The sequence below is a fragment of the Aromatoleum buckelii genome (assembly GCF_012910785.2).
Taxonomy (GTDB): domain Bacteria; phylum Pseudomonadota; class Gammaproteobacteria; order Burkholderiales; family Rhodocyclaceae; genus Aromatoleum; species Aromatoleum buckelii.
On the sequence record NZ_WTVH02000001.1, the window covers coordinates 306,522 to 320,313 of the forward strand.

The 13,792-nt window shown below is 63.0% G+C and carries 10 protein-coding genes and 1 pseudogene; 6 read left to right on the forward strand and 5 right to left on the reverse strand.

Translation table 11 applies throughout. The annotated features are described in order from the left end of the window. Positions 1 to 216: 216 nt before the first annotated feature. From GO608_RS01435 to GO608_RS01445, 3 genes are all read right to left on the reverse strand, one after another. The gene (locus tag GO608_RS01435) at positions 217 to 2,097 is read right to left on the reverse strand and encodes a hybrid sensor histidine kinase/response regulator (RefSeq protein ID WP_247002684.1); all 1,881 of its coding nucleotides are present in this window, start codon (positions 2,095 to 2,097) and stop codon (positions 217 to 219) included. Positions 2,098 to 2,513: 416 nt separating this feature from the next. Next, positions 2,514 to 3,476, reverse strand: a complete 963-nt coding sequence (locus tag GO608_RS01440) for an ABC transporter substrate-binding protein (protein WP_211159615.1) — start codon at positions 3,474 to 3,476, stop codon at positions 2,514 to 2,516. Positions 3,477 to 3,501: 25 nt separating this feature from the next. Continuing rightward, entirely contained in the window at positions 3,502 to 4,212 is a 711-nt protein-coding gene (locus tag GO608_RS01445; RefSeq protein ID WP_169200370.1) for a response regulator, read from the reverse strand. A gap of 307 nt (positions 4,213 to 4,519) precedes the next feature. Here GO608_RS01445 and GO608_RS01450 point away from each other — a divergent pair, with 307 nt between their 5' ends. From GO608_RS01450 to GO608_RS01475, 6 genes are all read left to right on the forward strand, one after another. Next, positions 4,520 to 5,455, forward strand: coding sequence for a hypothetical protein (locus tag GO608_RS01450; protein ID WP_169200371.1), 936 nt, complete (start codon positions 4,520 to 4,522; stop codon positions 5,453 to 5,455). Positions 5,456 to 5,557: 102 nt separating this feature from the next. After that, entirely contained in the window at positions 5,558 to 6,094 is a 537-nt protein-coding gene (locus tag GO608_RS01455; protein WP_169200372.1) for a DUF3455 domain-containing protein, read from the forward strand. Between the two features lie 76 nt (positions 6,095 to 6,170). Then, complete coding sequence (locus GO608_RS01460) at positions 6,171 to 7,031, forward strand: class I SAM-dependent methyltransferase (protein WP_169200373.1); 861 nt, start codon at positions 6,171 to 6,173, stop codon at positions 7,029 to 7,031. Positions 7,032 to 7,277: 246 nt separating this feature from the next. Further along, positions 7,278 to 8,663, forward strand: coding sequence for an FAD-binding oxidoreductase (locus GO608_RS01465; RefSeq protein WP_169200374.1), 1,386 nt, complete (start codon positions 7,278 to 7,280; stop codon positions 8,661 to 8,663). A gap of 180 nt (positions 8,664 to 8,843) precedes the next feature. Further along, positions 8,844 to 10,295 (forward strand): IS1182 family transposase, encoded by a 1,452-nt coding sequence (locus tag GO608_RS01470; RefSeq protein WP_247002686.1) that lies wholly within the window; start codon positions 8,844 to 8,846, stop codon positions 10,293 to 10,295. Positions 10,296 to 10,524: 229 nt separating this feature from the next. Then, positions 10,525 to 11,976, forward strand: a complete 1,452-nt coding sequence (locus GO608_RS01475; protein ID WP_247002689.1) for an IS1182 family transposase — start codon at positions 10,525 to 10,527, stop codon at positions 11,974 to 11,976. A gap of 741 nt (positions 11,977 to 12,717) precedes the next feature. Here the strand turns inward: GO608_RS01475 and GO608_RS19645 are convergent. Both GO608_RS19645 and GO608_RS01480 read right to left on the reverse strand, forming a co-directional pair. After that, the gene (locus GO608_RS19645) at positions 12,718 to 12,921 is read right to left on the reverse strand and encodes a transposase (RefSeq protein WP_425532289.1); all 204 of its coding nucleotides are present in this window, start codon (positions 12,919 to 12,921) and stop codon (positions 12,718 to 12,720) included. 14 nt (positions 12,922 to 12,935) lie between these two features. Continuing rightward, positions 12,936 to 13,745, reverse strand: a pseudogene (locus tag GO608_RS01480) (IS5 family transposase); the annotation flags it as partial. Between the last annotated feature and the right edge of the window lie 47 nt (positions 13,746 to 13,792).

A 13,792-nucleotide genomic window follows, 5' to 3' on the forward strand; every position in this document is an offset into this window, starting at 1 on the left:
GGCAGATCCTGCCACCCTGCCGGATCGTCGGTCGTGACGCAGTAATGGCCCGACACGCGCGTGCCTGAGCCGTCGCGCGCCAACTCGAGATTGAGCTTGTTGTCGGGAGCCGGTCGTCGGCTGGCTAAAAGCTCAGCCTGGCTGGACGACGATCGTCACGCACTTCAACCCCCGGCTGCCCTACGCAGTCGACCCGCTGCAGCGGACGAGGCTGGCTCACGGAGGGCCGGCAATTGCGGCAACGACCCCACGCAGATCGCCTGGCAGGAAGGGTTTTTCGATCACCGGACGGCCGCTCGCGGCGGCAAACTCGCGCAAGGCATCGGTCAAGGTATCCCCGGTCACGAAGACCACGCGCCCGGCCTGCTCGGGCCAGCGTCGCTCGACCTCCTGATACAGGGCGCGCCCGTCGAGATCGGGCATGCGGATGTCCGTGAGGATCACGTCGTAGCGCTCGGCGGCCATGCGCTCCAACGCTTCTCGCCCGGAACTGGCGGTGACGACCCGATGCCTCGCGTCGGTCAGAATCTCGGCCAGTGTTTCGCGAATTTCCGCTTCGTCGTCGACGACGAGTATCGCGCGCGCGCTCGGGCTCTTCTTCACAGGCGGCGGGGCAGCGGTACCCCCTGCGTCGGCATTGCCCACGGGCAGCGTGATCGCGAACTCGGCACCGCCTTCGACCGGACAATCGACGGTAAGCGTGCCGCCATGGGCTTCGACGATGCCGAGACTCACCGCCAGCCCGACGCCGGTGCCGACGCCCACCGGCTTGGTGGTGAAATAAGGCTCGAAGACCCGTGCACGAAGACCCGCCGGAATGCCCGGTCCGTTGTCGGCGACGATGATGCGGATCACGTCGCTGGCCGGGTCGTAACGGCTGGTCAAGCGAATTCGGCGCGGCCCCGGCTGATCTTGCAGAGCTTGCTGCGCATTGATGATCAAGTTGAGGAACACCTGGTGGAGCTGGTCGGTGTCGGCGGACACGGCCGGGAGATTGTCGGCAAGATCGAGCGACACGTCGATTCCACTGGTACGAACAGCGTAGCCGGTGATGTCTAGCGCTGCCGACACGACCTCGTTGATCGCCACCGGAACGCGCTCGGGTTGTTGCTGCCGAGCCATAGCGAGGAAGGTTCGCACGATGCGCGCGCATCGCTCCGCGGCAGTACGGATTTTTGCTGCAGCGGCCTGGGTCGTCGAATCCCCTTGTTCCTCCAGCATGACCGCCCGCGCCACGACCACGGAAAGCGGGTTGTTGAGTTCGTGAGCGACGCCGGCGAGCAGCGAACCGAGCGCAGCCAGTTTCTCGCGTTGATGCAGGCTTTCGCGATGGCGCGCCAGCTCCTCTTCGGAGCGCTTCTTTTCGGTGATATCGCGCGTGATCATCAGCACATGCGGCTTTCCCTGATACTGCATCGGGATGCCGTGAACCTCGACTTCGATCGGGGAGCCGTCCTTGCGCAAATCGGTGAGCTGCACGTGCAACGACTCGCCCGCAGCAATCGAACGCAGCAGATCCGGATGGTAGGACGGGCCGACGAATTTGCTCAGCGGCGAAGCCCGGTGCTCCGCTTCGCTGAAGCCGTAGATCTTCCATAGTGCCGGGTTGGCATCGACCATTTCCCCCGCGGCATTCCACAGCGCCAGCCCGTCAATCGACGCATTGAACATGGATCGATACTGCTCTTCGCTATTCTCCAGTGCCTGCTGCACGCGGGCGCGTTCGGCAATATCCTGACGCAAGCGGGTTTGCGTCTCGGCCACGTCGTCCGCCATCGCGTCAAAAGCTCGACTCAGCCGGCCGAGCTCGTCGCGCCCACGCAGTTTGCTGCGGGCGGCGAGATTTCCGGCCGCGAGTTGCTCGGCAGCGCCTACCAATCGCGCCGTGCGCCGCGTCAGGAGGAAATGGAACGCCAGCCACATCGCCAGGGCAAGCGCGATCACCCATCCGGCCCAGTAGATCGACTGCTGTAGCACCCGGGCGCGCGCCTCCGCTGTGGACCGCTTGAGATCGTAGGCGAGGAACAGGCTGCCGGCCCTCGAGGGACGAAGTTCTTCGCGCTCGCTTCCCATCAGGATTCCGGCGTAGGCGAGCAATGCGTTGTCTGCGTCATCGTGGGTGACCCTCGCGCGGCGTTCGCGAATCGCCCCGGCCGCCTGCTCGAGATCGAACTGAGGCAGCACGTCGGTGACCGGCTGACCCAGCCACGCCCGACGCGTCGCCGCGATGACCGATTGCCGGTCATCCGTGAGGACGACGACGATGTAGTCGTGGTTGTGTGCGAGCACCGCAATCTCGCGTTGCGCGGTCACTTCGTCGCCCTTGAGCAGCATGTACTCCAGCGTGCTTTGCAGCCGCGACATCTCCTGAGCGAGGCGTTTGCGGCTCTCTTCCTCCGCCGCCAGTTCGGCACGCGGCACGTGGTAGACGAAATTGAAGGCACTCAACGTCGCGGCAAACACCAGCAGGATGAGCGGGACCGTAAGCCTGAGCGAGGCCGGAAGGCGAATCCTCACGGCGGCGAGCTCGCCAGCGGGCCCGGTGCAAGCACTTCATTGATTTCAATCGGAGCGCGCAGCAACTTCTCTTCCTGCATCAACGCCATGAGTCGGCGCCCGCTGACCGCAAGCTCGGGTGTCGGGCCGCCGAGCATCCTGAGGTTTTCCTCGCGCGACGGGATGTGGAGACCTTTCAGCGCGTCGAGGAACTGCTCGCCGGTCGTCTGCTGGCGTATGCCCATGCGGTGCGCCGCATCCCTGGGCTCGCGCTTCAGATAATCGAGCGCGCTGAACCAGCCCGTCAGCAGGGCCTGAACGGCGTTGGGCTGTTTTTCGAGTACGGTCGCTCGCACCGCGACGAGATCGACGATCTCTCCGGGAATTTGCGTGCTGTCGAACAGCGTCGTCGCGCCGGCGCGCAGCAACTGCGTGCGGTACGGGTCGAACGTGACGGCCCCATCCACTTGGCCCTTCACGAAAGCACTGGGTTGCTCGTTCGACTCGAGGTGCACGACATTGACGTCGCTCGCCCGCATTCCGTTGAGCGCCAGGGCCCGGCTCAAGACGTAGGCACCCAGCGCACCGCTTTCGACCGCGACCGGCTTGCCCTTGAGGTCCGTCATCGAGCGCATGCCGGGGCGGCCCACGACGACATCTGCACCATGAGACACGTCCACGACCAGGATGATCCGGGGTTGCAGCCCATCCACGGCAAGCCCGAAAAGCTCGTCGAGGCTGATCACCATGCCGTCGATGGCCTCGTTGCGAAACGCCCGCAGCACTTCGCTCGCCGACGGATATTCGACGAGTTGCACGATATCGGGATCCAGGTGACCCAGCTCCCGCGCCAGATAGAGCGGTTCGCTCCCGATCCACACGTTGGTGCCGATGCGTAGCGCCGATTCCGGTTCGCGCACGCACCCGGCAAGCGGGAGCAAGAGCGCGACGCACGCGAGAGCGGCCCAATGTTTCCTCATCCAAAGCGACGTTTTCACTTGGCCCTCACTCTCCGCTCGGGACGAACACATAACCGGCATTGCGCACGGTCCTGATGAACCGGGGATGCTCGGGGTCGGGCTCGATCTTCTTGCGCAGGCGCATGACGCGCAGGTCGACGCTGCGGTCGAACGGGTCCATGTCGCGCTGCTGGCTCAGATTCAGGATGCGTTCGCGAGACAGCGCCCGGTTGGGGTTTTCCACCAGCGCCTTCAGCAGATCGAACTCCAGCGGCGACATCGGCACGTCATTGGCCGCCTCGTCGGTCAGCCGATGTGCGCCGAGGTCGAACACGCACCGCCCGACGCGAACCCTGGCGGCGCCAAGATCGGCACATGCGGCGAGCGACGTGCGGCGCAGCACGCTCTTGACGCGGGCGAGGAGTTCGCGCGGGTCGAAGGGCTTGGATACGTAGTCGTCTGCGCCCATCTCCAGCCCGACGATGCGGTCCACGACCGTACCGGCAGAAGTCAGCATCACGATCGCGATCCGTGCGTAGTGCTCGCGCAGGTGCCGCGTCAGGCTCAGGCCATCCTCGCCGGGCATGGAGATGTCTACGAGCGCCACGTCAACCGGACTCCCGGCGGCGATCTCGCGCGCATCGCCGGCGTTAGCCGCGCACAGGGCCGCGTAGCCCTGCGCGACGAAGTATTCCTCCAGCACCTCGCGCACGCCCGGCTCATCGTCGACGATCAGGATGGTGGCTTTGGGGCTCATGGAAGCACGCCCTCTCCTTTGGCCTTGCGGGTACGGCAACGATCGGTTTCGAGGCTGCCTGCTGCACGGGCCTTATTCCCCAAGCTAGCACATGCAATCACTCATTGCCCCTTGGACGGGACGCACGCGCGGTGGAACGAAGGCCTGAAACAAACGAAACAAGAACGGCCTCGCGCTGAAGTTCGCCTGCCATGGCGGCTCAATAGACTGGCCCTCAATCCAGACGCCAGCCGATCCACCGCGACATCGCCCGCGGTTCCCGGGAGGCCGATCGGAGGGTGAGCCCACGCAACTCAAGGAGAAGACCATGGAGGCCATGCAGCACACAGCCAGCAGCGATCGCTACGCCAAGTGCATCGAAGCATCGAAGCGCATCCGCTGGGACATCGATCGCGACGTGATTCGCGGCCGCAAATTCGACCTCTCGAAGAAGTTCCTGCCCGACGGACTGTCGAAGATCGAGCGTCTGTCTTTCCTCGATGCCGACGAAAGACGGCTGGTGAGCCAGATCCAGGGGCGTACGTACGCCAACCTTTTCGGGCTCGTCGAACGCTACATCGGCGCCAAGATGCTCGAGATCAGCCGCGAGCATTCGCTCGGCGACCAGACCGCGCTCGAGGCGCTCGTGCGCTTCACCGATGAGGAACTGAAGCATCAGGAACTGTTCCGCCGCATCGAGGCGATGATCGCCGCGGACATGCCTCCCGGGTACACCTTCCTGCCGAAGCCAAACGACGTCGCGACCGCCGTGCTCAGCAAGTCGACCTGGGCAGTGCTTGGATTAACTTGCCACATCGAGCTCTTCACCCAGGCGCACTACCGCCAGAGCATCGAGCCGGACCTCGCGCTGTCCGAGCTTTGGAAGGACGTTTTCCTGTTCCATTGGAAGGAGGAGTCGCAGCACGCGATTCTCGACGAACTCGAATGGCGGCGCGAGAACGCCAAGTTGACGCCGGAAGAGCGCGATGCGGCCGTCGCCGATCTCATCGACCTGGTCACTGCGGTCGACGGCATCCTGCAGATGCAGGCGAAGGCCGACACCGAGTATTTCCTGCGCGTGTGCGACCGGACCTTCGACGATGCGCAGGTGCAGCAACTGCACGAGACGATGCTGCAGGCCTATCGCTGGCAGTACATCGTTTCGGGCGTCGCGGACGAGCGCTTCCAGAAGATCCTGGGCGGCATGATCACGGCGCCGCAGTTCAACCGCATCGGCACGGCGCTCGCACCGATCATGCAATGACGGCGAGCTGCGAATCCGGGCTCGCGGCCGGCAATTGCCTCTTTCTGCTTGCGCGCATCGCCGGCCCCGTCTTCCAACCCTTCGTATCGACAGGATCCTGAGATGAAAGACCGAACGGTAATGAGGTTGTCCCTTGCGGGGCTTGTCCTGGGCTCCACAACGTCCCAGGCCGGCACGCTTCCCGCCATCCCCGAAAGTCTTCGTCCGCCGGCGACCGAAATGCTGGCGCTCGAGCTTGCCGCGAAGGGGGTGCAGATCTACGAGTGCAAAGCCCGCGCGGATGAGCCGACGCGATTCGAGTGGACGTTCAAGGCGCCGGAGGCCGACCTGTTCGACAGGCCCGGTCGCCGGATCGGCAAACACTATGCCGGCCCGACCTGGGAATCCGATGACGGAAGCAAAGTGACCGCCGCGGTGAAGGCTCGGGACAACGCTCCGGACTCCAGCGCCATTCCATGGCTGCTGCTGGAGGCCAAATCCACGACGGGAAGCGGCGTCTTCAGTCGGACGACCAGCATCCAGCGCGCGCACACCGCTGGCGGCAATTCACCGGCCGAAACCTGCGGCGAAGCGCAGGCGGGACAAGTATCGAGGATTCCCTACAGCGCGACCTACTACTTCTACGTCTCGAAGCCATAACCGCGAGGTCGCGACCGGCCGCGTCGCCGACGCAATCGGCCAGCGAAGCCTCTGTCGATTCACTCTGGAGAAGATCATGTCCATCGTTGAAACCATGCCGATGCAAACTGCAACTGCCGCCCCATCACCCGCCCAACCCGACTTTGCCGCGATCAAGGCGAAGCAGCAGGCCACCTGGGCGAGCGGCGACTTTGCCGTGATCGGCGTCACCCTGCAGATCGTCGGCGAGTCGCTCGCGGAAGCTGTCGATGTCAGGGCCGGCGAGCACGTCCTCGATGTGGCTGCCGGCAATGGCAACGCGACACTCGCGGCGGCGCGCCGCTTTGCGCACGTCACCTCGACCGACTACGTGCCGGAACTGCTGGCGAAAGGGGCCACGCGCGCGAAGGCGGAGGGGCTCATCGTGACCTACCGGGTCGCGGATATCGAGGATCTGCCGTTTGCCGATGCCAGCTTCGATGTCGTGCTGTCGACCTTCGGCGCGATGTTCGCGCCGCGCCATGCCCGCACGGCCAACGAGATGCTGCGTGTCGTTCGCCCCGGCGGCCGCATCGGCCTGGCGAACTGGACGCCGGAAGGGTTCATCGGGCAGTTGTTCAAGGTAATCGGCGCGCATCTCCCGCCGCCGGCGGGCCTGAGCTCTCCCGCGTTGTGGGGGACCGAGCCGCATATGGCCGAATTGTTCGGTACGCAGGCGGTGGAAATCTGCTGCGAGCGCAAGCACTTCAATTTCCGCTACGCATCGGCGGCGCACTGGATTCAGGTCTTTCGCGACTACTACGGGCCGACGCACAAGGCGTTCGCAGCGCTCGATCAAGCAGGCCAGGCAAAGCTCGAGGCCGACATTACGGCACTGCTGGAACGCCTGAACGTGGCGGGACCTGCTTCCCTTGTCGTGCCGGCCGAGTACGCCGAAGTCGTCATCACCAAGCATTGACGAGGCCCCCGTGAGGCTCTTGGCCGATCTGCCCATGCCGCCGGTCGGGCCAGCGGGATGCAAGGAGTAACGCCATGGGAAGGCTGGGGGGCAGCACCTTGCTTGCCAATCGCGGACGTCTACGCTGAACAGAAATGAGCTAGCGGCTAGTTCATGCAGGTCACAAGCGGTTAGTGCGACATTTCATGGGCGGGTATGTGCATCGCAATTGAATGCCATAACACGTTATGCGAAACGGAGGAAGACATGGATCGGTTACAAAAAACGGAGATCGAGGACTTCAAAGCGCACTTCCAGGGGGAGGTGCTTCTCCCTGACGACGCGCGCTACGATGAGGTACGCCAGATATGGAACGCGATGATGGACCGAAGGCCCGGGCTGATAGCCCGCTGCGTATCGCCTGAAGATGTCGTTCAGGCCGTCAGGCTCGCGCGCAAACACAACCTGCTCGTCTCAATCCGAGGGGGCGGGCACAACATCGCCGGCAACGCCGTCTGCGACGACGGTCTCATGATCGACCTCTCGCTGATGAAGAAGGTCCAGGTCGACCGGAACGCCCGTCGGGCGAGCGTCGAGCCGGGCTGCACCCTCGCCGACTTCGACGCTGCCGCGCAGGCGCACGGCCTCGCGACGCCGCTGGGCATCAACTCGACCACCGGCGTCGCCGGCCTGACGCTCGGCGGCGGCTTCGGCTGGCTGAGCAGAAAGCACGGCATGACCGTCGACAACCTGCTCTCCGCCGACGTCGTCACGGCCGATGGCAACCCGGTGCACGCCAGCGAAACGGAAAACGAAGACCTCTTCTGGGGGCTGCGCGGTGGCGGTGGGAACTTCGGTATTGTCACGAGCTTCGAGTTCCAGCTCCATCCCGTCGGGCCGGACGTGCTGAGCGGGCTCATCGTATTCCCGTTCGACCAGGCGAAGTCAGTGCTTACGCAGTTCGCCCGCTTCACGGAAACGATGCCGGACGACCTCGCTGTCTGGATGGTCACCCGCAAGGCGCCCCCGCTGCCCTTCCTGCCCGAAGACGTCCACGGGAAAGAGATCGTCGTGCTCGCACTATGCTATGCGGGTGACCCGGTCGAGGGCGAGAAGCTGATCGAGCCGCTGCGCGGGTTCGGCACGACGCTCGGCGAGCACATCGGCGTGCAGCCGTACACCGCCTGGCAGCAGGCTTTCGATCCACTGTTGACGCGCGGTGCGCGCAACTACTGGAAGTCGCATAACTTCTCGCAGCTCAGCGCGGGCGCGATCGACGCGATCATCGAATACGCAGGCCGGCTGCCGTCGCCACAGTGCGAGATCTTCGTCGCCACGATCGGCGGCCAGACGGCGCGCGTAGCGCCCGAGGCGATGGCCTACTCGGGTCGAGACGCCAACTACGTGATGAACGTGCACGCCCGCTGGGAGTCGGCCGCCGAGGACGAACGCTGCATCGGCTGGGCACGCGAATTCTTCGCCAAATCACAGCCCTTCGCCAGCGGCGGGGCGTACATCAACTTCCTCACTCAGGACGAAACAGACCGTATCGCGTTCGCCTACGGTGCGACGTACGACCGTCTGGTGGAGCTCAAGAAGAAGTACGATCCGACGAACCTCTTCCGGATGAACCAGAACATCAAGCCGGTTTGAGAGGAGGTCATGCGCCAAACAATGGAGCGGACGTCGTGACGGCGCTGCTCACCGCCAGCAGCGCTCAACGGCAGCTTTCGGGCAAGTGCGACTTCCGCTTTGGGTCGAGGCTGTGTGAAAACACCGTGAACCATCCCGCCAGTGTTCTGTCTATGCATAAAGCATGGTTTGAGGTGGGCGATGAAGCGATACATCGAAGGGAAGAGTCGGGCGCAGATGGTGTTGATGCCCGAATCACTGGATGACTTCATTGGTGAAGACAATCCGGTGCGGGTGATCGACCTGTTTGTCGATGAACTGGATTTGCCGGGTCTGGGGTTCGCGTCTGCGCAGCCTGCCGTCACGGGACGGCCGGGCTACCACCCTGGCTTGCTGCTCAAGCTTTACATCTACGGCTATCTGAATCGGGTTCAGTCCAGCCGCCGACTTGAGCGGGAGGCCCAGCGCAACGTTGAAGTCATGTGGCTCACGGGGCACTTGACGCCCGACTTCAAGACCATTGCCGATTTCCGTCGAGACAATGGCATCGGCATTCGCAACGCCTGCAAGCAGTTCATCGCGTTGTGCCGCGAGCTGGACCTGTTCAGCCATGCGGTGGTGGCCATCGATGGCAGCAAGTTCAAGGCCGTGAACAACCGGGATAAGAACTTCACGCCGCACAAACTGGAGCAGCGCATCAAGCAGATCGAGGAAAGCATCGAGCGCTACCTGCACGCCTTGGATACCGCCGATCGCACGCAGCCTGCGGAGACGGAAGCCAAGACGAAGAACCTGAAAGAGAAACTCGTCCGGCTCAGAAAGCAGATGCGTTACCTGCAGGAGATGGGCGAGCGCCTGCGCCAGGCCCCCGATGAGCAGGTCTCGCTGACCGATCCGGACGCGCGCTCCATGGCGACCAGCGGTCGTGGCACCGGGATGGTCGGTTACAACGTGCAGGTCGCGGTCGATTCCGAGCATCACCTGATCGTCGCGCACGATGTCGTGAATCTCGGCCATGATCGTACGCAACTCGCCTCGATGGCCATGCAGGCCAAGGTGGCGATAGATGAAGAAACCCTGGAGGTGCTTGCCGATCGTGGCTACTACAAGGGGCCGGAAATTCTGGCCTGCGAGCAGTCAGGCATTACGCCCTTCGTGCCCATGACGATGACCAGCGACAACAAGGCGCGTGGCCTGTTCGACAAGCGTGACTTCGTCTATCAACCCGATCAGGATGCGTACCGCTGCCCCAGCGGTCAGCTATTGCCACGCCATCATCAGTCTGTCGAGCAGGGGTTGGTCATCCACACCTATTACAACCTGGGTGCATGCAGGCAATGCCCCATCAAGGCGCGGTGCACGACCGCGGAGAAAGAGCGCCGAGTTCGGCGCTGGGAGCATGAGGCCGTATTGGAGTCCATGCAGCGTCGGCTGGATGCCTGCCCCGGCAAGATGCGACAGCGGCGCAGCACGGTTGAGCATGTGTTCGGGACGCTGAAGTCCTGGATGGGTGCCACGCACTTCCTCACGAAAACCCGACCACGGGTGCAGACGGAGATGAGCTTGCATGTGATGGCGTACAACCTACGCCGGATCATCAGCCTGTACGGCCCCAAAGGCGCAATGAATGTGCTGCGGTGGGCCGCAGCTTGATGTAGAGCCGACCCAATTCCCTGCCCGAATTGCCCTGCGGACGCCCTGTAGACACTGATCACGCCCCTTCGGCCGGAAAAACGCGCGCCTATCGAACTCGACTGAACTCTACCTGCCTGCGTTCATTGCGATTGCGTTTCCACACAGCCTCGGTCGAGGCTGTGTGAAAACACCGTGAACCATCCCGCCAGGGTTCTGTCTATGCATAAAGCATGGTTTGAGGTGGGCGATGAAGCGATACATCGAAGGGAAGAGTCGGGCGCAGATGGTGTTGATGCCCGAATCACTGGATGACTTCATTGGTGAAGACAATCCGGTGCGGGTGATCGACCTGTTTGTCGATGAACTGGATTTGCCGGGTCTGGGGTTCGCGTCTGCACAGCCTGCCGTCACGGGACGGCCGGGCTACCACCCGGGCTTGTTGCTCAAGCTGTACATCTACGGCTATCTGAATCGGGTTCAGTCCAGCCGCCGACTTGAGCGGGAGGCCCAGCGCAACGTTGAAGTCATGTGGCTCACGGGGCACTTGGCGCCCGACTTCAAGACCATTGCCGATTTCCGTCGAGACAATGGCATCGGCATTCGCAACGCCTGCAAGCAGTTCATCGCGTTGTGCCGCGAGCTGGACCTGTTCAGCCATGCGGTGGTGGCCATCGATGGCAGCAAGTTCAAGGCCGTGAACAACCGGGATAAGAACTTCACGCCGCACAAACTGGAGCAGCGCATCAAGCAGATCGAGGAAAGCATCGAGCGCTACCTGCACGCCTTGGATACCGCCGATCGCACGCAGCCTGCGGAGACGGAAGCCAAGACGAAGAACCTGAAAGAGAAACTCGTCCGGCTCAGAAAGCAGATGCGTTACCTGCAGGAGATGGGCGAGCGCCTGCGCCAGGCCCCCGATGAGCAGGTCTCGCTGACCGATCCGGACGCGCGCTCCATGGCGACCAGCGGTCGTGGCACCGGGATGGTCGGTTACAACGTGCAGGTCGCGGTCGATTCCGAGCATCACCTGATCGTCGCGCACGATGTCGTGAATCTCGGCCATGATCGTACGCAACTCGCCTCGATGGCCATGCAGGCCAAGGTGGCGATAGATGAAGAAACCCTGGAGGTGCTTGCCGATCGTGGCTACTACAAGGGGCCGGAAATTCTGGCCTGCGAGCAGTCAGGCATTACGCCCTTCGTGCCCATGACGATGACCAGCGACAACAAGGCGCGTGGCCTGTTCGACAAGCGTGACTTCGTCTATCAACCCGATCAGGATGCGTACCGCTGCCCCAGCGGTCAGCTATTGCCACGCCATCATCAGTCTGTCGAGCAGGGGTTGGTCATCCACACCTATTACAACCTGAGTGCATGCAGGCAATGCCCCATCAAGGCGCGGTGCACGACCGCGGAGAAAGAGCGCCGAGTTCGGCGCTGGGAGCATGAGGCCGTATTGGAGTCCATGCAGCGTCGGCTGGATGCCTGCCCCGGCAAGATGCGACAGCGGCGCAGCACGGTTGAGCATGTGTTCGGGACGCTGAAGTCCTGGATGGGTGCCACGCACTTCCTCACGAAAACCCGACCACGGGTGCAGACGGAGATGAGCTTGCATGTGATGGCGTACAACCTACGCCGGATCATCAGCCTGTACGGCCCCAAAGGCGCAATGAATGTGCTGCGGTGGGCCGCAGCTTGATGTAGAGCCGACCCAATTCCCTGCCCGAATTGCCCTGCGGACGCCCTGTAGACACTGATCACGCCCCTTCGGCCGGAAAAACGCGCGCCTATCGAACTCGACTGAACTCTACCTGCCTGCGTTCATTGCGATTGCGTTTCCACACAGCCTCGACCGGAAGGTCGCATTCGCCGGATAGGAAAGCTGTCGTTCGCGGTGACGAACGGCGGAGCGGCAGGTAACCGGCGCATTGATGCCTGATTGGGCGCGGCGACCCAACGGCCGTTCAGGCCGAGTTGTGTGAGTTGCGTTTCTGGCAGGTTACGAAGTGCAGCGGTCGTTTGCATCGCCGTTTGCTGGAATAAGAGAACGGCAGCACTTGGTCGTAAATTCTTGGTCGTGGGTACTGTCAAGACCAGACGTTGGGGAGGTCGCATCGCTGGCGATCGGGCGTTTACGGCGACGACGCGCGAAAGCGAACATCCGGCCACAAGCCGAGATTCGGTATTTCCTGTGAACAGCATTGGAACTGCTGCTCCACCCCGATACCTGCCAGACGGCCTACACGTGCATCTCGGCCATTGCGGACATACAACCGGGCACCTCGAATAACCCGAGGCTTTCAGTAAATCCCGCCGCGCAACGATGACCGCGACCGAATTCGGTTCAGTTCCTTCGGCAAATCACCGCTTCTTCCCGCGGTGTCGCTCAGTTTTTGCCTCGAATCGCCTCGGGCATCGGCGATTCGACCCATTTCGGGCGTCAGAAGGCCTTGATTCCGGCCTTCCTGAAATACACCAGCCGCTTCAGGTTGTAGCAGGCAGCCATCATCGTCATCGCAAAGTTCGCCCGCTTCTCACCGATGGTGCGCAGCAGCTTGCCGCCCATCTGCTCGATGGCCCCGAACACGTGCTCGACCCGCGCGCACGCGTCTTGGCGATGCGTGTGTTGCGTCGCTGCTGGCACTCGGACAGCGGCTTGTTGCGCTTGCCCTTCCGCTGGATCTGGTTGCGAAAGCCGTTCTCCTTTAGCCTGGCTTCACGCTGCTCGGACGGGTAGCCCCGATCGGCATAGACGTCGCGGCTCGTGTTGCTCGTGTCGAAGACGTTGTCAAAGTGCTGGCTGTCGTGCGTGCTGGCAGTATCGGTCTCGATCCGGCGGATGATCTTGTACTTCTTGTCTGCGTTGATCGACAGCTTGTAGCCGAAGTGGCTCTTGCCGTGCTTCTTGGTCCAGGTCGCATCCAGATCCTTCTGGCGCCGCTTCGCCGGGCGCCACGAGGCGGGCATTGCGCCTTGCTCGATCAGTTCCTTCTCGCCCCGGCGGTTGTGCTGCTTGGGCGCCGGCACCAAGGTGGCGTCGATGATCTGACCGCCGCGCGCGATAAAACCCTTCTTGAGCAGCTGCGCCGAGACCCCGTCAAACAGGGCCTTCGCCCCCGCTTCGCCGATCCGATTCTCGAAGGTCCACACCGTGGTGCGGTCCGGAACATTCGTCGCGTTCGACAGCCCGCAGAAGCGCTTGTAGCTCATGCGGTCGAGCAACTGGTACTCCATTTGCTCGTCCGAGAGGTTGTACAGGCGCTTCAACACCAGAATCCGCACCATCGTCTCGGTCGGGTACGGCGGACGCCCGCCCTGCGCACTCCCCGGGCGCGGCGCTTTCGCGTCAACCTCGGCCGCCAGCGCCGCAAAGTCGATGTGCGACTCGATCTCGACCAGCGAGTCGATCTTCTTGCGGTGATGTTCATCGGCGAACAGGTCGGTCTTGATGGCGCTGCGCGGTTTCATCGATGTCGGCTATGGCGAGATTGAGGACGCTGTAATTTTACCAAGGG

Excerpts from the sequence above, each read along its gene's own strand:
- GO608_RS01475 (WP_247002689.1), top strand. The coding sequence starts at position 10,525 with ATGAAGCGATACATCGAAGGGAAGAGTCGGGCGCAGATGGTGTTGATG.
- GO608_RS01450 (WP_169200371.1), top strand. The coding sequence starts at position 4,520 with ATGGAGGCCATGCAGCACACAGCCAGCAGCGATCGCTACGCCAAGTGC.
- GO608_RS01445 (WP_169200370.1), bottom strand. The coding sequence starts at position 4,212 with ATGAGCCCCAAAGCCACCATCCTGATCGTCGACGATGAGCCGGGCGTG.
- GO608_RS01470 (WP_247002686.1), top strand. The coding sequence starts at position 8,844 with ATGAAGCGATACATCGAAGGGAAGAGTCGGGCGCAGATGGTGTTGATG.
- GO608_RS01455 (WP_169200372.1), top strand. The coding sequence starts at position 5,558 with ATGAAAGACCGAACGGTAATGAGGTTGTCCCTTGCGGGGCTTGTCCTG.
- GO608_RS01440 (WP_211159615.1), bottom strand. The coding sequence starts at position 3,476 with ATGAGGAAACATTGGGCCGCTCTCGCGTGCGTCGCGCTCTTGCTCCCG.
- GO608_RS01465 (WP_169200374.1), top strand. The coding sequence starts at position 7,278 with ATGGATCGGTTACAAAAAACGGAGATCGAGGACTTCAAAGCGCACTTC.
- GO608_RS01460 (WP_169200373.1), top strand. The coding sequence starts at position 6,171 with ATGTCCATCGTTGAAACCATGCCGATGCAAACTGCAACTGCCGCCCCA.